The sequence below is a fragment of the Pedobacter sp. MC2016-15 genome, assembly GCF_026239695.1.
Classification (GTDB): Bacteria; Bacteroidota; Bacteroidia; order Sphingobacteriales; family Sphingobacteriaceae; genus Pedobacter.
On the sequence record NZ_JAPIVS010000001.1, the window covers coordinates 1,022,864 to 1,047,253 of the forward strand.

Annotated in this window: 23 protein-coding genes; 8 read left to right on the top strand and 15 right to left on the bottom strand. The window is 37.9% G+C overall.

Annotated features, from left to right (window positions below):
• Nucleotides 1–86: 86 nt before the first annotated feature.
• The 4 genes from OQY15_RS04555 to OQY15_RS04570 form a co-directional block, all read right to left on the bottom strand.
• Nucleotides 87–608 (bottom strand): RNA polymerase sigma factor, encoded by a 522-nt coding sequence (locus OQY15_RS04555; protein ID WP_265788272.1) that lies wholly within the window; start codon nt 606–608, stop codon nt 87–89.
• Between the two features lie 37 nt (nt 609–645).
• The gene (locus tag OQY15_RS04560) at nt 646–939 is read right to left on the bottom strand and encodes a hypothetical protein (protein WP_265788274.1); all 294 of its coding nucleotides are present in this window, start codon (nt 937–939) and stop codon (nt 646–648) included.
• Nucleotides 940–969: 30 nt separating this feature from the next.
• Nucleotides 970–1,605 (bottom strand): DUF6266 family protein, encoded by a 636-nt coding sequence (locus OQY15_RS04565; protein ID WP_265788277.1) that lies wholly within the window; start codon nt 1,603–1,605, stop codon nt 970–972.
• A gap of 198 nt (nt 1,606–1,803) precedes the next feature.
• Nucleotides 1,804–2,958 carry a hypothetical protein gene (locus tag OQY15_RS04570; protein WP_265788279.1) on the bottom strand — a complete coding sequence of 385 codons (1,155 nt, stop codon included), beginning with the start codon at nt 2,956–2,958 and terminating at the stop codon, nt 1,804–1,806.
• Nucleotides 2,959–3,305: 347 nt separating this feature from the next.
• On the opposite strand from OQY15_RS04570, the gene OQY15_RS04575 reads away from it, so the two are divergent.
• Nucleotides 3,306–3,770 carry a hypothetical protein gene (locus OQY15_RS04575; protein WP_265788282.1) on the top strand — a complete coding sequence of 155 codons (465 nt, stop codon included), beginning with the start codon at nt 3,306–3,308 and terminating at the stop codon, nt 3,768–3,770.
• Nucleotides 3,771–3,801: 31 nt separating this feature from the next.
• Here the strand turns inward: OQY15_RS04575 and OQY15_RS04580 are convergent, their stop codons facing one another.
• The gene (locus tag OQY15_RS04580) at nt 3,802–4,044 is read right to left on the bottom strand and encodes a hypothetical protein (protein WP_265788283.1); all 243 of its coding nucleotides are present in this window, start codon (nt 4,042–4,044) and stop codon (nt 3,802–3,804) included.
• Between the two features lie 264 nt (nt 4,045–4,308).
• Between OQY15_RS04580 and OQY15_RS04585 the strand changes: the two genes are divergently transcribed.
• The 4 genes from OQY15_RS04585 (at nt 4,309) to OQY15_RS04600 (ending at nt 7,206) form a co-directional block, all read left to right on the top strand.
• Nucleotides 4,309–4,926 (top strand): protein kinase, encoded by a 618-nt coding sequence (locus OQY15_RS04585; protein WP_265788285.1) that lies wholly within the window; start codon nt 4,309–4,311, stop codon nt 4,924–4,926.
• Nucleotides 4,927–5,151: 225 nt separating this feature from the next.
• Entirely contained in the window at nt 5,152–6,333 is a 1,182-nt protein-coding gene (locus tag OQY15_RS04590) for a lanthionine synthetase LanC family protein (protein ID WP_265788287.1), read from the top strand.
• A gap of 50 nt (nt 6,334–6,383) precedes the next feature.
• Entirely contained in the window at nt 6,384–6,818 is a 435-nt protein-coding gene (locus OQY15_RS04595) for a MauE/DoxX family redox-associated membrane protein (protein WP_265788289.1), read from the top strand.
• 46 nt (nt 6,819–6,864) lie between these two features.
• The gene (locus OQY15_RS04600; protein WP_265788291.1) at nt 6,865–7,206 is read left to right on the top strand and encodes a hypothetical protein; all 342 of its coding nucleotides are present in this window, start codon (nt 6,865–6,867) and stop codon (nt 7,204–7,206) included.
• A gap of 92 nt (nt 7,207–7,298) precedes the next feature.
• On the opposite strand, the gene OQY15_RS04605 is transcribed toward OQY15_RS04600, so the two are convergent.
• The 6 genes from OQY15_RS04605 to OQY15_RS04630 all read right to left on the bottom strand — a co-directional run bounded on the left by OQY15_RS04605 (nt 7,299) and on the right by OQY15_RS04630 (nt 15,612).
• On the bottom strand, nt 7,299–8,030 hold the full coding sequence (locus OQY15_RS04605; protein WP_265788293.1) for a hypothetical protein: 732 nt from the start codon (nt 8,028–8,030) through the stop codon (nt 7,299–7,301).
• A 71-nt stretch (nt 8,031–8,101) separates the two neighbouring features.
• Nucleotides 8,102–9,541 (bottom strand): TlpA disulfide reductase family protein, encoded by a 1,440-nt coding sequence (locus OQY15_RS04610; RefSeq protein WP_265788295.1) that lies wholly within the window; start codon nt 9,539–9,541, stop codon nt 8,102–8,104.
• A gap of 24 nt (nt 9,542–9,565) precedes the next feature.
• The gene (locus OQY15_RS04615) at nt 9,566–10,921 is read right to left on the bottom strand and encodes a RagB/SusD family nutrient uptake outer membrane protein (protein ID WP_265788298.1); all 1,356 of its coding nucleotides are present in this window, start codon (nt 10,919–10,921) and stop codon (nt 9,566–9,568) included.
• Between the two features lie 63 nt (nt 10,922–10,984).
• Complete coding sequence (locus OQY15_RS04620) at nt 10,985–14,254, bottom strand: SusC/RagA family TonB-linked outer membrane protein (protein WP_265788300.1); 3,270 nt, start codon at nt 14,252–14,254, stop codon at nt 10,985–10,987.
• Nucleotides 14,255–14,275: 21 nt separating this feature from the next.
• Nucleotides 14,276–14,902, bottom strand: coding sequence for a hypothetical protein (locus OQY15_RS04625; RefSeq protein WP_265788302.1), 627 nt, complete (start codon nt 14,900–14,902; stop codon nt 14,276–14,278).
• A gap of 203 nt (nt 14,903–15,105) precedes the next feature.
• Nucleotides 15,106–15,612 (bottom strand): hypothetical protein, encoded by a 507-nt coding sequence (locus OQY15_RS04630; protein ID WP_265788304.1) that lies wholly within the window; start codon nt 15,610–15,612, stop codon nt 15,106–15,108.
• Nucleotides 15,613–15,911: 299 nt separating this feature from the next.
• On the opposite strand from OQY15_RS04630, the gene OQY15_RS04635 reads away from it, so the two are divergent.
• From OQY15_RS04635 to OQY15_RS04645, 3 genes are all read left to right on the top strand, one after another.
• Nucleotides 15,912–16,169 (top strand): helix-turn-helix transcriptional regulator, encoded by a 258-nt coding sequence (locus tag OQY15_RS04635; protein WP_265788306.1) that lies wholly within the window; start codon nt 15,912–15,914, stop codon nt 16,167–16,169.
• Between the two features lie 494 nt (nt 16,170–16,663).
• Complete coding sequence (locus OQY15_RS04640) at nt 16,664–16,894, top strand: helix-turn-helix transcriptional regulator (RefSeq protein WP_265788308.1); 231 nt, start codon at nt 16,664–16,666, stop codon at nt 16,892–16,894.
• 92 nt (nt 16,895–16,986) lie between these two features.
• Nucleotides 16,987–17,505, top strand: a complete 519-nt coding sequence (locus OQY15_RS04645; protein WP_265788310.1) for a hypothetical protein — start codon at nt 16,987–16,989, stop codon at nt 17,503–17,505.
• Between the two features lie 48 nt (nt 17,506–17,553).
• On the opposite strand, the gene OQY15_RS04650 is transcribed toward OQY15_RS04645, so the two are convergent.
• From OQY15_RS04650 to OQY15_RS04665, 4 genes are all read right to left on the bottom strand, one after another.
• Nucleotides 17,554–18,381, bottom strand: a complete 828-nt coding sequence (locus OQY15_RS04650) for a hypothetical protein (protein ID WP_265788312.1) — start codon at nt 18,379–18,381, stop codon at nt 17,554–17,556.
• A 130-nt stretch (nt 18,382–18,511) separates the two neighbouring features.
• Nucleotides 18,512–22,387, bottom strand: a complete 3,876-nt coding sequence (locus OQY15_RS04655) for a DUF3883 domain-containing protein (RefSeq protein WP_265788314.1) — start codon at nt 22,385–22,387, stop codon at nt 18,512–18,514.
• A 60-nt stretch (nt 22,388–22,447) separates the two neighbouring features.
• Nucleotides 22,448–22,780, bottom strand: coding sequence for a hypothetical protein (locus OQY15_RS04660; RefSeq protein WP_265788316.1), 333 nt, complete (start codon nt 22,778–22,780; stop codon nt 22,448–22,450).
• 108 nt (nt 22,781–22,888) lie between these two features.
• Complete coding sequence (locus OQY15_RS04665; protein WP_265788318.1) at nt 22,889–24,265, bottom strand: hypothetical protein; 1,377 nt, start codon at nt 24,263–24,265, stop codon at nt 22,889–22,891.
• Nucleotides 24,266–24,390: the final 125 nt, after the last annotated feature.

The window sequence follows — 24,390 nt, forward strand, 5'->3', positions numbered from 1 at the left end:
AACTTGATACAAACGTACAACGATATTTTATAACTATCTAATTTTCAGAGCCAAATGACCGTAGATGACCGTAGATGACCGCGTTTCTAGAGATTTTCTGCCTTTTTTAACCCACAGTTTCTTCTTAAAATCTTTATCCCAGCCCTAATCCGGCTTTTGACCGTTCCCAGCGGAAGGCCGAGCATAACGCTAATTTCCATATGGGTATATCCGGTACTATACAAATACAGCAGTTGCTCAAATGGCTTCGCAAGGTCCTGAAGCAGAACCCGTATATCCGATTGATCCATATTGATATAGACTTGTTGGTGATGATCTGTTTCCAGCAATCCAGGCTCCAGTTGTGCCATATACTTATACATTCTGTAAGACTTTGATTTTATTTGATCCAATGCCGCATGTACGCATATTGTTCTCATCCAGGTGTAGAGCGAACCCTTGCTGGGATTATAATTTGGCAGCCCTAGCCATATTTTGATAAAAGCATCCTGAAGCACATCTTCAGCCAGTTCAGTAGTCGCAATTTTATGTCTGATCACGTTAAAAAGTGACTGAGCGTATGAACGGTAAATCAGGTGAAATGATTCACGATTGTATAAGATTTCCATAAAATGATGAGTTGAGATGGTAAAAAATAAACTGCTATCACCTGCGCTTTTTGATGCGCAGCCTTCCGGTCACAAATGCCTCTTCAATGTAATCTGCAGCGAAGTATGGTGATGCACCGATATATTTTGTAGGCTCAATTTTTTTATCCTGCACCCACCTTCGCACTTGCCTTGTTTGTACTAAACAGCGGTCGGCCAGTTGCTGAGCAGATAGTAAGTTCTGCTGAGGACTTACCAACTCAATGGATGGATCCTTATCACGCTGCAGGAGCTTATAGATCTGCTGGACCAGGAAGATGAGAAAATCGATTTTTTCGAAGAGCTTTTTCATAATTCAGAGGGCAAAGAGATGAGCTGATAGTCACCATAGGAATTCACCGGTGTAGTGAGTTGTAGATATACCTCGTTTATTTGCTGCAATAAAGGCAATATAAGTATGAACTATAACCGGTTCCGGGTATTTGACCATTCGCAGGAAATCAGAACCTTCCTGTCGTCTGGCCCCATCAGGATCAAAAAATGCGTATTTTTTTTCCGGGCAGTAAGCCAGCATCATTACTCTGTCATTGGGATGCATACCCCTGAGCATAATTTTACTATCCCATTTGAATGTGATTCCTTCTGGTCCCAGCTCAGTTGAAGCCTCTGTATTTACAGGCATTTTTCCCTTACTAAAAACAGCTTTGGGATAATCGATTTCTATGTTTGGATACTCACCTTTGATAGCGTTAAAGTAATTTTCTGATACAGCCTTGTTGTAGGGATACATCGTTGTGTTCTCTGCCTCCAGGGCGAAGCCTATTTTGATAAAGTTTTTTACGGGTCTTAGGAGGTTTGCAATGAGCCTGGTAATCTGTCGGATTGCAAATTGTAAAACAGTTGCCTTTTTGGTATTGATGCCGATTGTGCGGGTCACCCATTGTCCTTTCAGCCAATATGAAACAGTTTTACCTATTTTACCTATTGCCGGACCCATTTTCTTTTTTGACGTTGCCATATTTATTTAGTTTTGAGAATGTCCTTATTTGGTTCGTATCTCGTTCTATGTCAGGATATCCTTCGGAAATGTTTGGTGTATAGTTGGTATATCAAATGGATATACCAACTATACACCAAACATTGAGAAACTATACCCCAGCATTATAGCAACACAAACCAAAACACGAACGATACACGAACAAAGTAATATCAATTTCTATTTCCCACGAGAATCAGAATACTGATTAAGATTAAAATCCTTGCAAATCGAATCAATCATTGCATTAAGATGCCTCACGGCCTCCCTGGCATGTTCTGCACCGGCATCATTTTTACGGTTTTTCAATGACCTAGTGGAAAGATGTCCCGGGCTAGTTTTAGTACCTAGATTTGCTGAAATCCAGACATACATATCGTTAAAATTTTCACACAATAAACTTTGGGTAGTTTTTGCGGCATTAAGAATAATTACCAGTACCCTGCTACTCATATTGGCCTTAACAAGGGGGCTTTTATCTAACTTTAAAAATCTACGCTGTGCTCTTTTGATTGCATCTGCATCGTATTCCATTTTTGTTACCAGCAGTTCGTTGATCACTGCTTTGAGGCTTTTGTCTGAAGCATCAAATGATAAAGTTTTGTGCTGAGGCATCTTTGCTATGGTGGTTAAACGCTCAAAGTTCAGATCCTGAGCATTGCGCTTTGAATTCTCCAATTGCATCTGAGCATTGAAAACACCGCTGCAATAACTGATAAAAGCATAGGCATTAAAATTGATATGATACAGTTCTTCAATCAACCTTGTCTCCAAAAATTCATTCGTATCTGTGGCAATAATCTCCTGCAGTTTACGAATGAACCCTACATAATATTGTAATTCTGAAAGGGTTCTGATGGTATACCCATTTAGTAAGAGATAATCCTCTATAATTTTTGTAATAGCAGAAGCTGGTGCAATTTGCCTGAGCTGGTACCTGCATGTCTCCATCAGATTTTTACAAGTATCAAGCTTGCTCAGCAGATACCGCTCAGGTAAGATCGTATGTGGATTAAGGTGGGTGTGAAATTCAGTACCCAGAAAATCAATAAGGCTATTGATCACCACATTGCTAACGTCATCAGGTACTGCGTTTTGATCCAGCTCTCTGCTCAATAGTATGAGCTCTCGCATGATATAATTTACAGTTGTAGCGATATGCAGATTACCATCGTTTAAGCTATAAATTTTCTGTTCCAGTTCAAGCTGTAAATTTTTTAACTCTCGTTCTAACTCTGATTTAAGTTCAGCAGAGCTGGAAAATACTTTTGCAACCATCTCATCGTTAATAGTACTACGGATTAAGTAACTCAGGTCTTGTATGATTTTGTTCATGGCATGTTATATTCGGTTAAATAATAGTTTACATCTCAAGAAAAGGTAATTATAACTCAAAGCTATAAATAAACAAATATTAAATGCAAAAGAAATTTCATATTTTTTTTGACACATCAATATTAAGTTTAAACATACAAAAATAGTGTTTTTTGTCAAAAAGTTGACACAAACGACACACGAGGACACTTGACAGTGTGCTAAAAAAGAGTTTTTTTTGAGCAAAAAAGCTCATGCAGGATAGTCAGTTGATCAAATATCTGGAATCAGTTTCGACGGTAAGTAACGATTTAAGACAGCATCTCAGCGAACATGTATTTGTTCAGTTTTTTTCAAAAGGCGATCGAATGCCCTATCTACCTCCAATTTCAAATACAGTCTATTTTGTGGATGAGGGGCTTCTATGTGGTACTAAAGATGGAGTTAAGGAACGGACTACCTTATGGTTCTGCGCAAAGGACAGTTTGATCCTTCCGGCAATGTTGTCGGTTCACAAAAAATATACTGAGCGTTTCGAGATCCTCATGCCTACGGTGCTGTCAGCCATAAATATTCAATATATTATCAATTATCTGGATGTTTACCCAGAGTTGAAGAGAATCGGGATGATTATTTTAGACCAATATATCAGTGATCTGCATAGCCGAGAATTACTCCTACGGATGCCTGCAGAAGAACGTTTTGAAACTTGTTATAGAGAAAATCCACAGTATTTTGTTGACAGCAGCAACAATTACCTGGCCTCATATTTACGATTGTCACACAGGCAATTTGCGAGGTTAAAAAGGAGGTTCTTTAGATCAGGGACCTGATTTCATAACCGTGTGCTGCCATACTCCGATGTCACTTATATCGCTCTTGAGATAGTTTGATTTCATTCTTGTCAATCACACTTCCTATTTCTTCTACTACTGCAGATAATTCTTTCGCCTCAGCATACCATTTCTGATCAATCTTGAGCACCACGCCAGCCTCACTCTCGTTCCAGCCGATGAGATACTCATAGTTAGAATGATAAAATGGATAAATTACAATTTTTGTAAAAGCACCCCGGATTTTTCCACTTGACAATTTATGTTCCAGCATATAATAGTTAAGCTAAAACTATAAAGAAGGTTTAGAAATGCCATTCAGATGTTTAACTTTTACACCTTTTAGTGTAGTAAGCAACCTCAAACCGCATATTATTTCATGTAGACAGACATTTGTCACATATTAAAAAGACAAACTGCAAGGTAAATAATGCCATATCTACCACTATTTTCAGCCAAAAAGGTAGCCTGAAAAATCTGGATCATTCTGAAATTTATGTTGAAACAAACTTGTATCAACATAAATCAGATATAATCTATGGAAGATCAATCAGGCTCAGTTAGAAAGTTAATACCACCAGGTCAATTGCTCAAGAGACATCTTATTACCGGCATTATCAAAGAACATGAGAAAGGAAATCTTTATACTGCGCTCCGTTTCAGGTATCTGTTTAAACGTGTGCCCGTAGTAATCAAGGAGGCCAACGGATCATTGCCCCCGGATTACTTTGGCCGTACCATGCGGGACAAGCTTCATTGGCAAAAAGACATTCAGCAAAAGGTATCCAAAAAAGTATCGGTCCCAAAAGTTGAAGGCTATTTTAATGATAATGGCAGTTCTTATCTGGTACTGCAGTATATTGAAGGGATCACATTGACAAAATATCTGCACACTGTTTTCAAAAACAGGATATGGTATGATCTTACATCTGAGGAGCGGTCATCTATTTTAAAAATCATTTTTCAATTAGTCAATGAACTGGAGAAACTTCATGATCTTGGATATGTACACAGGGATATTACCCCTGAAAACCTACTTATAACCCCTCAAGGAAAATTATATATTCTCGATTTTGAATTGGCTTATGCGATCATACCAGATTATCCCTCACCTCCTTTTTCACTAGGTACTATGGGTTTTATGCCTCCCGAGTAGGTCCAGAGACTAAGACCTACCGTAGCTGAAGATATTTATGCCTTTGGCAATATCCTGCTCGCGGCATTAACAAACTACCCGCCATTAAAATTCGACCAGCAACGAAGTTATTGTATAGATAAGGCACTGCATTTATTTGGGCTGAACCGGAGGTTAGTAAACATCATATCGGGATGTTTACATGAGGATAAGAATGACCGACTATTACTTTCTGAAATCAGGGTAATGCTTGATGAGATAATTTTGGACGGAAATAGTACAGAGGACAATCAAAACGTAAAAGAGCAGATCAAGCCTAATTACTCAGATGTAGAACATATGATCACGAGTTATTTCAGATTGCTGATCAGTAAGCACTTTAATGAAACCATTGATCCGTACAATACCGATGCCCGCACTGGGCTTGCTCATTCACTACACAGTATTGTATACGTCATTTCCGTATATGGCAGAGACAATATGCTGGGCACTGTTTTATCATATTTTAAAAAATTGATAAAAAAAAGACCGGGGAGTATGTATATGGGGTATAGCGAAAGACAACCTGGCCTTTTTTGCGGGGATGCCGGTTATGCCCTGGTGCAATGCTGCGAACAACAATTGGGGTTTATAGAAATCCGTAAACCACTTCCCCAAAGTTATTTACGGCTAAGAACCACAGCAGACTGCCTGGATTTGGCGAATGGCGTTGCAGGACAGGCCCTGGCTACACTCATTTTGCTGCAGCAGCCAGGTAATGAACTGCTGGAGAAATACTTCAAAGTGATGTTGCAGACTATACTGGATCAACAAGCTGCGGATGGCTCCTGGCCGCTTGATCAACTACGGCTGGCCGATGGGATCTCGGGAATCCTGCATTTCCTGCTTAAGTATAATCAGCTACGCCCTGATGAGTCAGTGATTGAGCCAATCTGGAATGGCCTTGATTTTTTAATGCAGAAATACAAGCAGCAGCAGGCAACAGAATCAGATAACACCACTGCAGATTTGTCTCTGATAGGTGGCAGTACAGGTATCGCTCTGGTATTTCTACAAGCTTACGAGCAGTATATGAATCCAGAGTATCTTGAGTTGGCAGAAGATATATTGAGCAGAATTAATCCAATGCCCGCTAATTATGACTTTAGTTTAGAATCCGGACTGGCTGGTCTGGGATTGGTTTATGTAGAAGCCGCACGGATCACAAGGAATATTATTTGGGAAGAAAGGGCTGTATGGATTTATCACCTGTTTGAAGCCGTGCGGATAGAAAATAAGGATTACAACCGGTACTGGAATCCCAAGGGTTTAACCGGACATGATATCGGACTGTTTTCCGGTAATGCTGGGATTTTATATTTCCTGATCAAACTTCAAAGTTATCTGGATCCTGATAATCCTTCTATCACTGCATTCACTATATTTTAACAACAATCATGAAAGCACTTATTCAAAAAATACGGCAATCATCTTTATCAATGAAGTACAAATCTATCATTGTTGATATCATTGGGTATCTGTTTGTCCTGCTGTTTTTGTATACCGCAGCCAACAAAATCTGGAGGTTCCACAATTTTGAGTGGGTGCTGAGTACACTGCCTGTGATCGGCAGATTGAGCAAACTAATTGCATTTGCTGTTCCCACTGCTGAGCTCCTTACAACCGCGCTTTTGCTCTCGCCTGTTGGTCGCAAAGTAGGATTGCTATTCTCATTGTTGCTGATGCTAATCTTTACAGGTTACCTCCTCTTCATGGTCATGTATACAAATGATCTGCCTTGCAATTGTGGCGGGGTAATTTCAAAGTTAAGTTGGAAACAGCATATCATATTTAATCTAGTTTTCCTGATACTTTCAATAATCGCTATCAGGTTTGATCAAGATATCGCGCGCGCGAAACAGGCAAAGCGATGACCTGGGTAAAGAAACATCGCGTTTTTTTAATCTAAAATTTATAATTATGAACAGATTATTGTTAAGCTTCCTCGTTGCCGGTACGGCATTGGGAGGCAGTGCGTTTAAAAATGTAGAGTCGCACACTACAGTAAAAAGTGGTAATGCATTGCCTGCCGGGTATTTTGTGCAAAAAGGGAATAATAGCTATAGTTACGTATCAACGACGACCCACGGTGATGGGATATGTTCACCAGCAAATTCCCGCTCATGTGCATATATCGTACCAGCAAACAACTCGCTCCCACCAACACCAGATACTTACACTAAAGAACAGTTAGTGGCAGAATATGGACTAAGTCCTGCAAATTCGCAGGTTGGAATCTGGCAAGCTGAACCAGAACGTTAAAATAAATGGGTACTGCTTAGGCAGTACCCATTTATTTTTAACTTGCATCTCATAAAAGCTTTTGTCCGGGATTGCATCTGATGTATTCAGAGTTATTTTATGAGCAATGCCTTTTTAATAGCCTGGTGATATTTTTCCAGCGCCACTTCAAAGGTATCGCCCCTAGTGTGAATATCTTCGCAAAATATTTCACAAGCGCCTGGGTTGCCTTTACTTTTACACTGTCTTTTGCAATCTGCAAGTGTGTTTTTAGGCTTGATATCAAAAGCATTTGCTGCCAGAAATACTGCGACAAATATGCTTAATACAAAAGCGACAAACAGTTTCACAGGAAATCTGCTTTTCTTCAGACTGAGCATCGGTAATCTCGGAACTGGCAATGCGCCTGCAGGTACAAGGAGATATTTCAATTTATCATAATCCCAAATCAGCAGATACACATTTGCCAGTACCATCAATGGAGCCGTAATGGCAGAGCCTTCAAAGCGAACCGCTACAGATAGTATGCAGATATTTAATATAATCGGAAAGTATAATAGCGCACCGAGTGTTGCCGTCCTGGGTATTAATAATAAAATTGCAGCTAACATCTGGGCAAGCCCGATGAAAGTGTAATAATATCCGGTATGATGTAAGGCCTCCAGATAATGTCCTAATGGCTGATTATTGGAAAGATCGGTGAAACGTTCACCAATGACTTTTACATAACCGGCAGGCAAAAAGCCACAAGCAAGTGCAATACGGCAAAAGTTTGTAAAATAGTAATACCAGCGGTTTCGCTTACCTTCATTATAAACCTGATTGAACTTCTCAGAAATACTCATTAGAAAACGTTAACAAGATGCAAGATAGTGAATGTTTTTACCGTAGATCATCCAAAACTGGATTTTCTAATTTAATCTAGCGCCTTTTTGATTCTCTCGTTGATTTTATCTCCATTGCGAACTAAATCCATGGAAATTAAATTCCCGTCCTTCCCGATCAGCAGCAATTGTGGAAGACTAAAAAAATTATAATATTGAAATAAGGGGTGGTGTAATCCAAGGCCATAAGTGGATAGGTTTACGCTTTGTTCATTTGTATACAATCCGCTTTTTAAACCGTCCAGCCATTGTTTTTTAGTACGTTCAATATTCACTGCAACAAAAACCACGTCCTTATTATTTCCAAATTTAGGCAATACAGAAGCTTTGATCACTTTGGCCAGGCCAGCACAGCCGCCACATCCACTATACCATGCGTCTAAAACCACAACTTTTCCTTTGAAGTCATGTAAATACACTGTATCTCCCTTCAAATTTGTTAATTTAAAATCGAAAGCTTTAACTCCCAATCTTCTGGAGTCAATGACCGATTGTAAGAATTTTCTGTGTTGTGCAGTGCTCATCTGTGCGAGCGAATTCTGGTAAACCCAGGAAGCATCTTCACTGAATTTCACATGGGTATCTGCGCATATATAATACAAAATAGCTTTTTCTCTGACCTGGCCGGTATATCTGCTCATCAGATCTTTAAAAATACTACTATAGAATTTTCCACGGGAAATGCTAGAATCCTGTGACACCTTAAATTGAGACTTTTTCCATAAAAACTCAAGGTATGCAGGACTGTTAGAGCTAACAGGATTTTGATTATTTAAATCTCTTTTCTCGATTTCATGGATCAGATAGTCAACGTTTTCGCGAGACATATTTAAATCTTTTTTCAGATCGAAATGACTAAGGGCATGAGTATATGAGATTCCAAATGCTTCCGCCTGATATAAACTTTTCATAGTTATTGAGATCTGGCTACGATAAGAATTGACTATATCAAGCTTAAATGCGTATTGTTCATCAGCAAATTTCACCAAAGAATCCAGCTTTAACTGATCATATACCGACGTGCGCGATATGTTCTTATATCGAATCCCAGTACCATATTCAAATTTCGTTGCCAAAGCCAGTTTTGCACTGCCAGGGCCTGAGAATTCAAAATCCTTAACTTTAGTAATTTTATGTGTACTGCCTGAATAGCGAATTTTTATTTTATCACCAGGCTCCACATAGCCAAATAGAAATGGAAGTTCGTCAAATTCCAGCTGTATTTTCTTATATTTTTTTATATCCTTGATCTCAAATAAAAAATCTCCATTTGAATCTGCATGAGTTACCATTGTCACGGAACATAAACCGTTATAGATATACTCATCCTGCAACAACAGTCGCATCTTCTGCGTGATGAGTTCCTGATCATCGATATGTACCGTAATTGTTGCGCTTCTATTAGCGGCCGAACTGCTCAGACTCAAATATAGCAGACTAATAATCATTGTAATTAGCTTATAATTTTTCATAATAATATTTTTTTATAGTGAATTTTATCTTTGATTTTGAGGAATACCACTGAGCGCTATTTCGTCATCTGGTATAGGAAAAATATATCTTGGATCATTTGGAGGTAAATTATATGTTACCCCATTCAGCGATCTGGTCAGCGTGATATTGGCGCCTTCTTTGTTCAATCTTTTCAGATCCGTCCAGCGAAGCGTTCGCCAGACAAGCTCCTTTCGTCGCTCGTTAAGTATTACCTGCAAGGCAGTTTGCTGATTCAAGCCCGAAATCTCCCTGAAATTTGCTACTGAAAAACGTTTCCTTAGCAGATTGTTCAGCCAGACCAGTGATTCATTTACTTCATTACGCCGTACGAGACATTCAGATTTGATCAGATATAACTCATCCGTTGCAAGGCCCGTAAAAGGCGTTGTTTGAAGAAAGTATCCCCTGCGAACATAAAGTGTATTTGTTGCAGTGTTCAATCGGAAAAATACTGACAACCTCAAATCATTTTTATCATACAGGGCTATAAGCTCGGGGTTAACTGTCACTTGGGTATTAATTGACGATGGATAGGTTATTTGATACTGACCAAGAATTGCACCTGTAGAGAGTATAGTTTCAACATTATTGATTTGGAAAGGACTGGTTGCTGTGGTGCTGATTCCATTATAATCTATCAATGCCTTTGTGATTGCCAGAGCACTATCAGCATAAAGTTCAGCTTTGCTATACTCCCGCATACTCAGGAATACCCTTGAAAAAAGTGCATAAGCAGCAGCCCTCGACGGCCGGTTATTGTTCACTGGCAGGATGATATCCAATGCGGGAACGGCGTACTGGATATCAGTTAATATCTGAGCATAAGTATCTTTTACCGAAGATCTGGGCACAATTTTATCCACTCTTGCTTCTAATGGCAGCGGGATACCCATGTCTGTAGAAGCGGTTCCCGAATCGTATACGGTCGAAAAATTTCGTACCAGATCATAAAACAGGTAAGCCCGCATAAAATGTGCCCAGCCATCTATGGTCTTGTACTGTCTGATATTGAATTCCTTATCCCGCAAACGAGGAAGAATTTCCAATATATTGTTGCAGTAAAATACACCCTTGTATCCAAAAGTCCAGTCACTGATCTGATTGGCACCGGCAAAGATATCTTTAGCCCAGATGTACGAATTCCGCTCCGTAGCGGTTAAGGCTGATTGCCAACTTTCATAGCTGGTGAAGACATAATCATCTGATGCCATCTGTGAAAGCGCAGGAGTCGATTTATTTAAAACATCGGCATTTTCCAATAGCCCCTGCAACTCGTTTAGCGTGGTAGGGGTTAATATGCCAGTATTTGGTTTAACTTCAAGAAAGTCTTTTTGACAGCTGAAAAACGTCATCAGCATTATCATCATTAAAAGTTGTATCGATAGTTTGTTCATGGCCGCATTCAATTTTATATGTGATTGTTAAAAAGTTGCTTTCAGTCCAAAAGCAATTGTTTTAGGCGAGGGTATACCATTGACATTGTCCGGATCAATTTTATAGCTGGATGCTCTCCAGATAATACCAAGATTTGAAGCATATGTGTAAACGGAAAGACTGGCCAATGGACTGTGGGATGGTTCTTTTTTAATAAGTGAATAACTTAATCTGATATCCTGAAGACGGATATGATCACCCTTCTCAATCAATGCTGTAGAATATTCATAAACCTCATCTCTGCCAAAATTCACCGGATAAATCAATGAAGGTACATTTGTCTTCAACTCATCTCCGGGACTTTGCCATCTGTTTTCAAAATCAGACTGCTGATATCTTGAACTTCCAAAGGAATTAGCAGCATATATGTTTGCATTTTTTAATGATGGTCGTCTGTACATATAACCCAACTTATACACCACATTCAAAGAAAGCTCAAGAGATCGCCATGAAAAGTTATTCATGATGTTTCCAAAATACTTAGGAGTTAATGTCCCGCTATAAACTAACTCCGATGTATTTGTAGAATTAAGGATCGCAGAATAATCCTTGCTTGTCTGACCATTTAAAACACTCTGTGGATTTCCCTGGTTATCCAAACCCCGCCACTGATAAGAAAAAAGTGAGTAGTAAGAGAATCCTACTCTGGGCTGCAGATAATTTCCAGAAATAATAGCTCCATTGGTGAGTGGTTTAACTTTATACTCCGTTATCTTATCCGTATTGTAATTGAAATGGAATTGCGTAGTCCAGTAGAAATCCCTCAGCTTTAAATTTGCCGAGTTCAGTGTCACATCTATTCCCCTGCCTCTCATACTCGCGGTATTGCCGGTAAAGGTTGAAACACCCGTCTGCTGAGCTATGGGCGAGGCCCCAATTAGATCTAGACCGTCTTTAATCCAGTACTCCACACTACCAGAAAGCACATTTCTCCGAGTCTGAAAATCCAATCCGAAGTTTACATTCTTCACCTGCTCCCATTTCAATGATGGGTTTGGCGGATTGATGATCGTTATATAAGGAGTGTTCCACAGATTACTCTGTCCCGTTGCTTGCGCCGTGAGGTAAGCTGATACAGACTTATTCACATTACCACTATAGCCATATGTAGCGCGCAGCTTCAGGTAAGGCAAGCCTGCTACGTGGTAGAAATCCTCGTTACTCAGATTCCATGCAAGACCTGCAGACCATAGCGGCACCCCTTTCTGGTTTGTCTTTACACCAAATAAATTAGACTCATCCTTTCTTGCACTGGCAGAAAGGATATATCTGTTGTCATAAGTATAAGAACCATTAAAGAAATACGACCTGAACCTGTCCGTAGTACTGGAATTAGAGATATTAAGCGGAATCCGCGAGGTGCTGAAACCATAGTAACTTGGATATTGCATTGTTGGATTTACCGTAGCATTCTTGTTCAGCAAACTCGTATTGTCCAGTCCATACAAAGTATAAGTACCAAAAGCGCTCTGGTAATCCTTGATCTCCAGACCACCTAAAAGGTTCAACTCATGTTTGCCCTCAAACACATTCTCGTAATTCAGCTGAGCCCTACCGTAATGCGCAGAATAAGTATTATTCGAATTATCTGCGATATCTCCCAGAGGTACGGGAGTGGTGACCACTCCCGTAGTCTGATTGATCTGCGAGAAAGTATTGATCATATCCCTCGTATAAAAAGAGTTGATCGAATTGTTCCGTACCTGATCATTCACGCCTTTGTCGTAGGTATAATTTCCAGAAAGCCTCAATGACTTCACAATCTGGTAAGACAGCCCAATATTCACCCGGTAATCTGTCAAGCGTGATCTTTGCGTCACATAACCATCCCTGATTTCATCCAGAGGCCTGTAATGCCAGTCCAGCAGCCTACCCTTGCCTACCGTATCTACATAAGGCAAGCGCAGCACCTTGGTTACCGCCAATGCATTCCCGTTTTTATCTGCAAGCTGCTCATACGGAAAAGAGGGAATATAGAGAGATCCATCAACATTGGTATTGCTCGTGGTAAATAAGATATTCGTGGACAGCTCCAGCTTATTCTTAAGCAGTGACAAAGTATTGCTCGCATTCAGGCTCAGGCGGTCATTACTGTTAATGAACGTATTCGCCTGGTTTTTATCGTAGCCCATAGAGAAGTAGTACTTATTATACGTTCCTCCACCATTGATGCTCAGCTGGTGCTGCTGATTAACGCTTGGCCGGTAGTAATACTGCTGAAGGTCTTTCCTGTTATCATGCAGCGCTATTGAATCCAGCATGGCCGATTTGCGCTGTTGCGAGATCGTACCCTTTCGTTGCAGCAACATGATCTCTACCGCAGGCGAAAGGCTTCCGTAACCGTTATTGATCACGCTGTTATAAGCACCTTTATCAAACAGGAACTGCTCGATGCCGATGAAATCCTGGTTGCTGAGCTGCGGTTTGTAATACAAATCAGGACGGCCGCCAATGGTGACATTAGAATTGATCCTTACCATTGGCTTCTGGTTAAACTCTCCTTTGTAGGTAGTGATTACTATTACCCCATTACCAGCACGGGAACCCCAGATTGAAGAGGCTGCCCCATCTTTCAATACCGTGATGGATTTTACATCCTGCGGATTGATGTTGGCGATATCCCCGTCGTAGGGGAAGTTATCCAGAATGATCAGTGGATTGGCATCAGAGGCAATCGTACTGCGCCCCCTCACACTGATATCAGGGGTATTACCGGTTTTATTCCGGTTAAAGATCAAACCACTCGTTACCCCATCAAGTCGGTCCAGGATATTGGTGCTCACCCTACGGTTTAAAAGGCTGCTGTCTATCAGCACAAAACTTCCTGTAGCGCGTTCCTTTGGGATATTCTGATATCCGGTACTCACTACACCCACCTCCTTCAGCTGCCCGGAATACTCAAACATTTTGATCTTCCCCAGATCTCTCCTTGCCCTAAGCTCCAATTTCTGAAAGCCCAGGTGAGTGATGATCAGTGTAGCATTCTCAGCTATAGCAGTGATAAACAAATAACCTTCCGCATTCGTACGGACGGTTCTTCGACTTTCTTTAACCAAGATAATTGCGCCGGAGATACCTTTGCCCTCTTCATCAACTAGCCTACCGCGAACATCAATGTTTCTCGAGGTCATTGGTGATTGTAGTAACGTTGCTGAAGCACCACCGGAGCCACAGGTCAGCAGTGTAAGTATTTTTAAAAAAAGCATGGTTTTCACCACAAAAGGGGTTACCATGCGCATTGTTTCGAGACGTCTCATGATATTTAGATGTTTAAATGGTTAGCATTCTTCGTACCTGTAAGCTCCACCGTTCTCTCCTACCAGTCTCAGTGGATACGTTTCCAGATCATCATCAAAGAAGCGCTCCATCGCTACAGAGACATAAAAGGGATTAACTGGAGTTGGCAACAGATTATTGATAGCCTTATAGACTTCAAGTGGCAGCTTGGGTTCATAAAAGTAGTTGGCGCGGAGTAATACAGAAATGATGTCATTTACCAGTTGCATTTCGTCATCGCCTTCTACCAGATCGACATCAGTCATTTCCATATCCTCACGCAATCTGAACAGTTCTTCTTCTTCTCCCTGTTCATCAATGCGGCAATAGGTATGGATTACTTTTTCTTTGTATTCATACTTATCCACGGAAACGTGTAATTCAGAATCATCGTTTATTGCCGGGCAAAAGTTATCTACATCGGCATCATCCAATGCGAGTGCAATTCTCGCGAGTTCATCACCAGAATAAAATGGGCGAAGCAGCGTTTCAACTTCCTCAACGTAGTTAGGTGCAGCACCAATTAAGAAGGACAATTGCCGGGCACTGTAGCCTTTGACGATTCTTTGTAAAAGGATACGGTATATGGTTTCAAGATCAGCTAATGGAATTATTTTCGAGGTTTTCATAACAGTTTATATTTAAAATTTTGGACAAAGCATGGCCATGGGGATCGATTTCCGTTCCCTAAAACAGGCGTGGTAATAAATTAAAACGAAGCGGCCGGCAATGACATAACCAACCTAAATAAACCGGCCGCTATCAGGGCATTTCAATCCGGTGGTTTGATGATGCGTGATTGTGAATGGATACTTGTTGATTGCATGGGTATTTATTGTGGTTTACCAGAATTCAAGTTTTTATCATTTGTAAGATTGAGTGTTGGAGGATTGCCTTCCGAGATTGTTGGAGGCTTTAGAGCATAAGGGAACTTGGTGTAATACTCATCCAGCAGGATTTCTAAAGTGAGATTCTCGATTTCGATCACTTCGGTCATCCAGATGATCAGGGCTTTGAGACATTTCTTTAATTTACAGATCGCTCCTATTCCTTTGATTTTAGGAGTTGCATAGTGTAATGTAGGGCGACTGGAGCCATGAGTGGTTTCTTGGGCAAATTGCAGGTAGAGATACGGGGTCTCTAAAAGTGCGGTGATTATGCAGAGGTATTGTTGCACGATTTTGAGATCAGGAACATCTAGCGTGTTGGGTACGTTATGATTTAGGATAGCAAGAACGGTCCTATGGAAATTTGAAAGATCCGCATAGGTGTATTTTACAGGAACTGATTGAGCCTTCTCAGAAGAATCTTTGGGTGATTTTGTTTTTTTTGTACTCATTTCAATTTGGTTAGAATCAATATTATAGCTGTGCGCAATAACTTACTATATGCACGTTCTTATATGAGTGACTATATTTATCAAACACAACATTTTCAGATCTAAAGATCCGACGAACTCAAAATATTGGACTTCGACAGTAATGTTGACTACATCTCCCTACTTCAATAAAATTGAAACATATAGATTAAAGTCGTATCATATAAAGCAAATATATAACACATACATCAATTTGTCAAGGAATTCCATGACGAATTATTTTTTCCGTTATCTCATATTGCTGTCCCATTTCATTAGCAATGATTAGCGATAACGACAGAACAATTCTTAAGAATTTTGGTAAACATCTGAAGGCTTTACGAGAGGCACAGGAACTAACTTTCCGTGAATTTTCTACTCTGAGCCACGTGAATACTGGTGATATCGTCAAGTATGAGAATGGAGAAAGCGGCCCTAACTTGATTACCTTGAAGAAGCTCGCGCTCGGTCTTAAGGTCCATCCTACTGTCCTCCTGGATTTTGATTTTGAAACCAACTTCAAAGATGGGAGTAAATAGCGTCCGGATAGGACATCCTTCCAATACACTAATTGCCTAATAACAGTTTTTTTGGAAATACTATAAATATTTTTGATGGCGAATTGCCTGGTGTCAAAATGAACATTCTTAGTGGTCTTCATTGCTTTTGGTTAAAGCATTCGAAATTGAAGACTGGAGTTGGCAAATAAATAGGCCACTCCCCATACGCTACAGTACCTCCTAGGAAAGGCTGAGAAAAATCTCATGCATGCAATACGGAGAGTGGCCCATTTGTCTATACAAAGATATACAAAATGGGTTATCCACTCAACGGTGCTTCGCATGCTTATAAGATTTCCTAGGTCTACTGTAGCAAAGCTTCGTTTTCGAACGCCAATTTTATAATAAAATCAGATCTCTTTAATTAACTCTTTTACTCCATTAAATAATTAATAATGTAAATATAGGAATAAAAACAATATGTGTCAATAGTGACACATGATTATATCCGGTTATATCCGACTATTATATAGATGAAAGAAAAGTTTAAATCTGATTTTGAGATTGTCGGGAATAACATAAAGCGCCTTAGAAAAGAGAAAGGTTGGACGCAACATGATTTAGCGAGCCGTTGCTCTGTAAATAGAGAAAAGATTAGCAGGATCGAAAATGCTGAAAAGGATTATATGTACTCTACTTTGTTAGAGATTTGTGAAGCGTTATCTGTTGATATTTCGGAAGTGATGGTAAAGAATCAAGCTTAACAATAAAGGATGAATTATATTTACCATTTATCCATTTTATAACCTACAGTAAGTTACTTAAATTTAACCAGTAATATTTTATATAAATAGCGATGCCTACAGTAGAAATAGCTTCACTTAATTCAACAGGACTTGGATTGAACCAAAGTGATTTTGAATTTACTATTATTGAAGAAAATAAGCTTAAAAGTCATCGGGGACTTTTTTATGATTTCCTCCGACAACAAAGTGGAACTATAGTTCATCTTGGCAACCCTTGCTTTAAAAATCAAAAAGATAATGGATTTTATGCTGGCGAGATAATCGACTTCAGTATTGACCCAAATGAAGAGATTACTATACCAATCAATAACTTAGATAGCCCAATCTATGATAGCGGAGCAAATCAGCTATTCAGATTTAGGTTTTTAGATCAATATAAAGCTGATATTGATAAACTATTAAAAACAGCTCTTGACAAATCACCTATCAAGAAAATATACCTTCTCACTGACTATCAATTTGGACCTGAAAAAGAAAGCATCGTAACTATATCTATCATAGAGGAATTTTGGCAACGGCATGATAATGATGGATTGATTTTTAATACTTTGTATGAAATCTATGGATGATACTGAATAGCTACAGTTTCCCTAATACCACGTCATTCCCATTGCGGGCTAATTTGGGCAAATGTAATTGAAACTGACTATGTTTAGGCCTCCCTTGCTATTGGGTTCTTTATAAGTCATCTTAATTGGTTTGCCTGCCGCGTCAAAATCATAGATGAAATTAAAAGATTCCTCGCCAAGTGGGTACCTAACAGATTTCAATAAATTAGTTGATGATTTTCCAAATATTCCAGCAGGAAGCTGATATGGCGCAAATGCATCTGACAAATCCCAGTTGGGTAAAATAAAGTTGTTCAGACCTATATCTGCACCATCAATAGCTTTTTTATCCACGTAATAATCTAATAGGTACGTTTCTTTAATAACGCTTGCTGTACCTATCCCCCTAGTTGATATAATAGAGGTTAAATTGCCGGCTGTGTATAAAAATTCTTTAGTCAACAATAAGGTATTGTCTGAGATCTTATAATCGCTGATTTTGCTGATGTAACCATCATTGCTGTAAGTGACAGTAGAATATCGATCAGGCAAAAAAGTAAATCTGGAGACCCTATTTGAAGTTAATGAGAGATCGTAAGATCTATTTGCAGGAGCTTCCGTCACGGTGATTTTGTCAGATTTCCATTCAAATTTACGAGATGAAGGCAATTCATAAAAATTTGGTGCAGCTATATTTTCACCAGTAATTCTACCCTGGGCATCGTACGTATACTTGATTTCTAATCCATTGATGTCATTCCAGCTGCTGAGTACACAACTTTGAATCGTAGGTATATTCGGAGTAACGTTTTCAGGTTCTTCATTAGAGTTAGAAGATTTTTTGCATGAGGACATTAACAGGATGATAGTTGTAATGAGTAGTAAAGGTTTTGTCATTGGTTATTTTTTTAAGTGGTCTAACTTTTTAAAATTTAATGTAAGTCCTTCCCTGAGCCATTCAATACCCTTTTAGGACTAGACGCAGTATAATATATGATCTACAATTTTTACCCATAGAACTTATAACTTACTTCATCAGATCATACTTTTCAAGTTTCACCAGTTCCATCGTAGGTTTTTCACTTGTTGCATTGTAAACTCTTGCTATAAGGAATTTATCAGCTGCTTCCATCAATGATAACTCATTACCAGAAATATATAATGCTAGCTTCTCTACATTTTTATCATATGCGGTTGCCTTACTGTCAATATAAATTTGATCGCCTAAATCAACTATTTTAAAGTCGTGATCTGTTGTTGTTGTGCCAGATATATTTCGCCAAAATACTTCAATTTTATCGTCAATTTTGAACCCTGTTAAAGTGTCTTGAATTGGTTGGTTGTATTTGTTACTATAAATTCGTTTTAATTCTTTAAAAACAAATATCTCACCCTGTTTACCTAGATCTTCATCAATTTGGTTGTACACTCTATTTGACTGATTTAGTAAAACTACTTCTTGGTAAGATGGGCTCATTAATTCATTTGGAATTAATGAAATCTCATAACCCTTTTCTCTTAGATATTCTAAGCCTCCTTCAAAAGTTTCTAAAAGTAAAACTGTTAAAATACGTTCTGCGTATCTAATGCTAAAGAATTTTCCAAGTGGTCCAACTAAGCCATCTAATACTCTTGGACTAAACCACTTTCCAACATAATAAAAATTATCGTCTTCGGCCCAGGAGCTTCTTCTTTGTTTATCTGCCTCATTTCCATATGATAGAAAAATCTCTTCTGTTTCAAAAAAACGAATATTGGATAGTTTTTTATTAATTCTTTCAAATTCTATTTCCCATTCTTTCTTGTTTCTCGATTTCTCTACAGCTACTAAAGCTATTAGAGGAGTAATCTGTAGAATTTTTGTTTTTAAATCCTGGATTTCTACTTTGCTATTTGAAATTGACGGAATAACTTTATCTATGATTCTGACGCCAAAAAGACGCAGCAATTCTAGAATTTCCGAATTTGATTTTCGCACATATATGATACTGGATGCATTAAATCCTTCCTCTACTACAATAGATAATTCGTTGGGGTTGTAAAAATCTTTGCCATTGTTAGCTAGTAATTTATTTTTCAGAGCCCAACCTGAAATTTTATCTTTATCTGTTTCATGTAGCTCTATTTGAGATAGCTTGTCATAAATCACACCAACACGCGCTTTGTTTTCAATTTGCTCACTCTCTGATAAATCTGTATCCTGCCAGATTTTGGAGAGAATTTCTAAATAGGTATCGAGGGTTAGATGATATTTAAAATTTAAAGCGTCCCTCCATTCGGGAGAAAGCGTTTGATCGTAATCTAACACAGGGATATACTTTCCTCCTAGGGCTTTGATATCGGCTGTGTTTGCAAATACTTCGGTCGCTTTATAACATTTTTTATTAAGGGTTGGAAAAATGCTTACATTTTCTAAAATCCATTGGAAATAGTTTGAAGGGCAGTTTTGCGATTTCAACTGTTCTGAAGACAAGTATCTTTTGTAAAACCCTGTACTTCCATTTACGCCAAAATCTAGATTTATTTGTAAATCATCTGGAGTTAAGTTTGTAAAAACCCTATGAAAGAATAATTTGGAAAAATCATAATTGGTCGTCAAATCTAAAAAAGGGAGAATGTGTACGCCAATTGAACTTGGATAAAATCCATAACCTGAACGGTCAATAGTCCATCCTGAATTAGATATCCATGAAAATTTAGTTGAAGTATATCGCACTAATTCAAGCAAAGTCGCATCAAACCTTTCTTTCCACCTATTGTCAAAATCAAGTTCAATATTACTGTAAGTTACGTCAATATCGTCTTTTACTCCTACCTTTACTAGAAAATTCCCCCATTCTCTTTTACTATCACCATCAACAACATATTCTTCAGAGATGTAAAAGTCATTATTGTAAACGCTTTCTATCTTTAATAGAGGTTCGTAAAAATCAGCCAAAAAAGAATCTGACGCATTGATTAATGATTTTTCTTTCGTTAACACCTGAAGTTTTCCGAGTTTTTCATAATGGTGTTCTTCAAGATTACCTTTTTTGTGGGCATTAAATAAATACCTACCGATATTTATTGCATTATCTCTTGTTACAAAAGTTTGGCCTTGATCAATTATTGTTTTTTCAATAAAGCTAACATCAGTTGGCTCTTTAACTCCTAAATATTCTAACCAACTTTTAATGCTGTTGTCTGAATAGATTTCAGAAACAACACTTTCATGAATGATACTTATCTCGTCTGAGAATTCATTTGAAAATTCAACTGCTGGAAAATAGATATGATTTGGTTTTCTCAGGGTTTTAGTTTCATCAAAAATGAAAGTCAACTGCTTCATTTTTTCATTCCAGATGTTTTTATCTTCTTCACCATTATTTTTTTTGGTTTGCTCATGTAAGAAACAAATCAGTTTAAAATTTTCTTCCAATTCGTGCTCATCTGAAAAAATCTTAGATTTAAAGAAATCTCCTAGATCGTCAATATCAAAAAAAACGGTCCCTAGTCTGCTCAGGGTACTTATCGGTTCAAGGTAAGGAACTAAGGAAGAAACCGTAAATTGTTTACCTTTATTTTGGTTAATGTATTTAATTAAGGTTTGAGGAGCAATAAATCTTGAAATCTTAGTTTTGTCATATAGCGTTTCTTTTATTCTCAATAAATCGCCATTTAAATTCGGTATAAAAGAGATAGTTTCGAGCGCTATTTTAAATCCTTCATTAAAGCTATCTTCTAATGGGGAACTACCTAGTTTGTGAGGAATTACTGTGAGGAATTGTTTGTTATATTTACTATTTTTATGAGCGAGCTCTGAAACCCATCTGAAAAAAATTATGGGGATTTGTTTAAAAAGCCAATTATTCCAAAAAGTATCTTGATGCAAATGTTGTCTCCCAGCATCTGTCAGGAAACTTGCATTTACCAGAAATGGAAAGTCGTAATTAATCGATGTCGGTAAATAGGTAAAGATTAATCTATTTTGTTTAACTACTGATTTTAACTTTCCTCTCTCCAACTGAATGGCAAAAGATATTTCAGTATGTTCTGCTTCTTTTAGTTTTTTAGGTGATTTTTCATCGGCATTGATTTTCCCTTGTACATCTATTGGTATATTGAATTCTTCGGTTTTGATGATCCATTCACTTAATACAACACCATTTCTCCTCAAGATGGTAGTTTCATCTATAATATTTTTTTCTAGGACAAACTTTTCTGATGTATTGATAATTATTTTAACATTTTTACTTCGGAGGAACAGTACTATTTGGCTTTCTGAAAACAACTCATCCAGTGATTTTTTGAGCTGTCCTATTTTATCATGTCGAATAATTGTTGATACACTGTATTCTTGAATGCTTTTTAAGTGCTTAAGTTCATCTGGAATTTGTGTCCAAATTGGAATGATTTGCCAAGGCATTTTGAGATTTTCATCCTTATTCTTTGATTTCCTTTCAATTTGCCAATCACTGAGTGTACCCCAGGCACTACTCCAATGATTTTCCCAATACTCCTTTTCAAACTTGAAATTAAAACCTTCGCTTTTAATAATCACAAAACTTGAGTGAGCAAATACTGATTTAAACCCGATTCCTTTGAATCCGGTTTTATTAGTGTCGCCCGTTTTTGTACCATCTCCTGCACTAGATATACTCTCAATATCTATTTCCGAAAAGCTCTCTCCATTATGTGAAACTATTACATAATTCCCTACAAAGTCTATACAAACATCTAATTTACCAACTAAGTTACTTGCGTCGTCAGCATTCTGGAGAAGTTCATAAATAAATCTTTGACTGTCGGTATTTATGTCTCTTGAGATTGTTTCGCAGAGATTAGCAGTTGTGATTGCTTGTTCTGGGTTATTATAATCCGCATTTTTTTGAGTGAGATTTTCGATAAAGTTTTTTTGATTCATATTATTGAAAGTAGATACTGATTCTGGAAGTCTATTCTATTTATGCTCTGCAAATTATAATTATTCTAATTTTCGCATATTCTTATGCCAAATCCGAGAAGCTGCTAAAATCGGTGACTCAAGAGTATTATCTTTAACATACATATAAACCCGGTAACTTGCAGTCTTTAATCTCACTGCTTTAAGCCTTATTTCCGGAACAAAATCTTCAACAATCTTAATCGTTTTTACATCTACTACTAAATATGGCGGTCCAATCGGGAAACCATTTGATTTATTACTTTTTTGAGAAACTTTAAGATCCGCTTTAAACCTTGTTCCAATAGGATTGTCTTCTCTAAGACTACGTGGAAATTCTACTCTTATATCTTCCGGAAAAATTTGTGAGTTCAAAGGTTTAACTCTAGGTCTCGACATCCCCTTATCCAAACAAGTTTCGAGTATCACGTCCTCATATCGGTCATCTATTTTGAAGTTATATATTGTGGGCATAAGATATTATTATAAAATTTCCTTAAAATTTGCTTTCCCACCATCAATTCTTAAATATTGCCAATATTTAATGTTAAGATTCATAGCGAATTGTAACCTTTGAAACATCAATCTTTCATTCTTAGTGAGTTCAGAGGGAGAAACTATGATCAGAGATTGTACTCTTATTTTTTTATACCAAAATGCATAATCCAATAATTGCCCAAGGGATTCTCTTATATTTTTACGGGCATTATTACTTGTTTTGACCTCAAAAATAGAGTACTCATCATCAATTTCCTTCATAACCACATCAGCTATATTAGCACCAAAATACGTCTTCTCGACTGAGACTCGGTCTTTAGTAATACTATATTTTACCTGTAAATATTTAGCTAGATTCTCTGTGATCTCAGAATGAGTACGATTGACAGTTGTAGTGCCAATATCAATCGTCCGATCAAAAGTCTTAGAATTTTTTGCAATCCCTGGTCTGAATATAAATTCATCGCTCGGTAATACACCATCCAGTATTTCCTTTAACCCTTTATTAACAATGTATGGTTTAAATCTGTTATATTTTTGACCTTTCAGACTAGTGATCAATAATGGCATTGAATATATATCCATATCTTCAAGTTTAAAACTAACATTACAACGAAAGTTAGACTTTGTGAAGCCCTTAACATCTGCGCCTACCTTTATCAGGTCAGCTTTCATCTCCTCAAAATATTCATTCAATAAACTATCAGCGACATTTCTTTGCGGACTGTGAGTCTTTATGATTTCAAGATTACTAATTGCTCCGACCAAATACCGCTCCCTTGAATTCCTTTCGTAAGTAAATAAATATGCCTTTTTTAGCAACTTTACGACACTCAATTCCTCAGCGCCTCTGATATAACCGTACTGTACTCCCTCACTTTGAAAATTAGGATTAAATAACCATTCTTCGCCACCAAAGCCAAACTGATTTTCAAATGGCACACCAGAATTGCCTTGCAGTGAAATCTTCCAGGGATGTCCAGATGGAATCGTCCAGCCGTTTGTATTATATGTTAATCTAAACAAGCGAGACTCTTTTTCATTAACTTCAGATTTCAGATTCTTATGCAGTTTGTCTACACTGCTGTGACCAATGCTATCTACAACTTTACCTGGTGTAACTTTAGACCACGCTATCTGAATTCGTCCGTCAGTTTCAGTTACATTAAAATGGATGCTCTTTCTATTCTGAAATTCTTTGCCATCAAAGGTGAATGACCGTTTAAACGGCAAGCTATCATGCGTTATATTTACTATAAGACGATCACTCTTTGTAACATTTGATACATCAACCCGATAATTTTTTGATGTTTCAGATCGACTGAGTGGTCGTATTGTTCTATTTTTGATTATTTCTGCCATTGAATAGTTAATTCTATTTTATGTTTTGAGTTTATTCAAAGTCAAAGTAATAAGAGGTTGTGATTACTATGTTAATGCGCCAAATGGAAAACATATCATAACTTATTGAGAAGGTAATAATTATC

What these genes read in the sequence shown, in the direction of transcription:
- OQY15_RS04555 (WP_265788272.1), bottom strand. Translation starts at nt 608, where the DNA reads ATGGAAATCTTATACAATCGTGAATCATTTCACCTGATTTACCGTTCA.
- OQY15_RS04560 (WP_265788274.1), bottom strand. Translation starts at nt 939, where the DNA reads ATGAAAAAGCTCTTCGAAAAAATCGATTTTCTCATCTTCCTGGTCCAG.
- OQY15_RS04565 (WP_265788277.1), bottom strand. Translation starts at nt 1,605, where the DNA reads ATGGCAACGTCAAAAAAGAAAATGGGTCCGGCAATAGGTAAAATAGGT.
- OQY15_RS04570 (WP_265788279.1), bottom strand. Translation starts at nt 2,958, where the DNA reads ATGAACAAAATCATACAAGACCTGAGTTACTTAATCCGTAGTACTATT.
- OQY15_RS04575 (WP_265788282.1), top strand. Translation starts at nt 3,306, where the DNA reads ATGCCCTATCTACCTCCAATTTCAAATACAGTCTATTTTGTGGATGAG.
- OQY15_RS04580 (WP_265788283.1), bottom strand. Translation starts at nt 4,044, where the DNA reads ATGCTGGAACATAAATTGTCAAGTGGAAAAATCCGGGGTGCTTTTACA.
- OQY15_RS04585 (WP_265788285.1), top strand. Translation starts at nt 4,309, where the DNA reads ATGGAAGATCAATCAGGCTCAGTTAGAAAGTTAATACCACCAGGTCAA.
- OQY15_RS04590 (WP_265788287.1), top strand. Translation starts at nt 5,152, where the DNA reads ATGCTTGATGAGATAATTTTGGACGGAAATAGTACAGAGGACAATCAA.
- OQY15_RS04595 (WP_265788289.1), top strand. Translation starts at nt 6,384, where the DNA reads ATGAAGTACAAATCTATCATTGTTGATATCATTGGGTATCTGTTTGTC.
- OQY15_RS04600 (WP_265788291.1), top strand. Translation starts at nt 6,865, where the DNA reads ATGAACAGATTATTGTTAAGCTTCCTCGTTGCCGGTACGGCATTGGGA.
- OQY15_RS04605 (WP_265788293.1), bottom strand. Translation starts at nt 8,030, where the DNA reads ATGAGTATTTCTGAGAAGTTCAATCAGGTTTATAATGAAGGTAAGCGA.
- OQY15_RS04610 (WP_265788295.1), bottom strand. Translation starts at nt 9,541, where the DNA reads ATGAAAAATTATAAGCTAATTACAATGATTATTAGTCTGCTATATTTG.
- OQY15_RS04615 (WP_265788298.1), bottom strand. Translation starts at nt 10,921, where the DNA reads ATGCTGATGACGTTTTTCAGCTGTCAAAAAGACTTTCTTGAAGTTAAA.
- OQY15_RS04620 (WP_265788300.1), bottom strand. Translation starts at nt 14,254, where the DNA reads ATGAGACGTCTCGAAACAATGCGCATGGTAACCCCTTTTGTGGTGAAA.
- OQY15_RS04625 (WP_265788302.1), bottom strand. Translation starts at nt 14,902, where the DNA reads ATGAAAACCTCGAAAATAATTCCATTAGCTGATCTTGAAACCATATAC.
- OQY15_RS04630 (WP_265788304.1), bottom strand. Translation starts at nt 15,612, where the DNA reads ATGAGTACAAAAAAAACAAAATCACCCAAAGATTCTTCTGAGAAGGCT.
- OQY15_RS04635 (WP_265788306.1), top strand. Translation starts at nt 15,912, where the DNA reads ATGATTAGCGATAACGACAGAACAATTCTTAAGAATTTTGGTAAACAT.
- OQY15_RS04640 (WP_265788308.1), top strand. Translation starts at nt 16,664, where the DNA reads ATGAAAGAAAAGTTTAAATCTGATTTTGAGATTGTCGGGAATAACATA.
- OQY15_RS04645 (WP_265788310.1), top strand. Translation starts at nt 16,987, where the DNA reads ATGCCTACAGTAGAAATAGCTTCACTTAATTCAACAGGACTTGGATTG.
- OQY15_RS04650 (WP_265788312.1), bottom strand. Translation starts at nt 18,381, where the DNA reads ATGACAAAACCTTTACTACTCATTACAACTATCATCCTGTTAATGTCC.
- OQY15_RS04655 (WP_265788314.1), bottom strand. Translation starts at nt 22,387, where the DNA reads ATGAATCAAAAAAACTTTATCGAAAATCTCACTCAAAAAAATGCGGAT.
- OQY15_RS04665 (WP_265788318.1), bottom strand. Translation starts at nt 24,265, where the DNA reads ATGGCAGAAATAATCAAAAATAGAACAATACGACCACTCAGTCGATCT.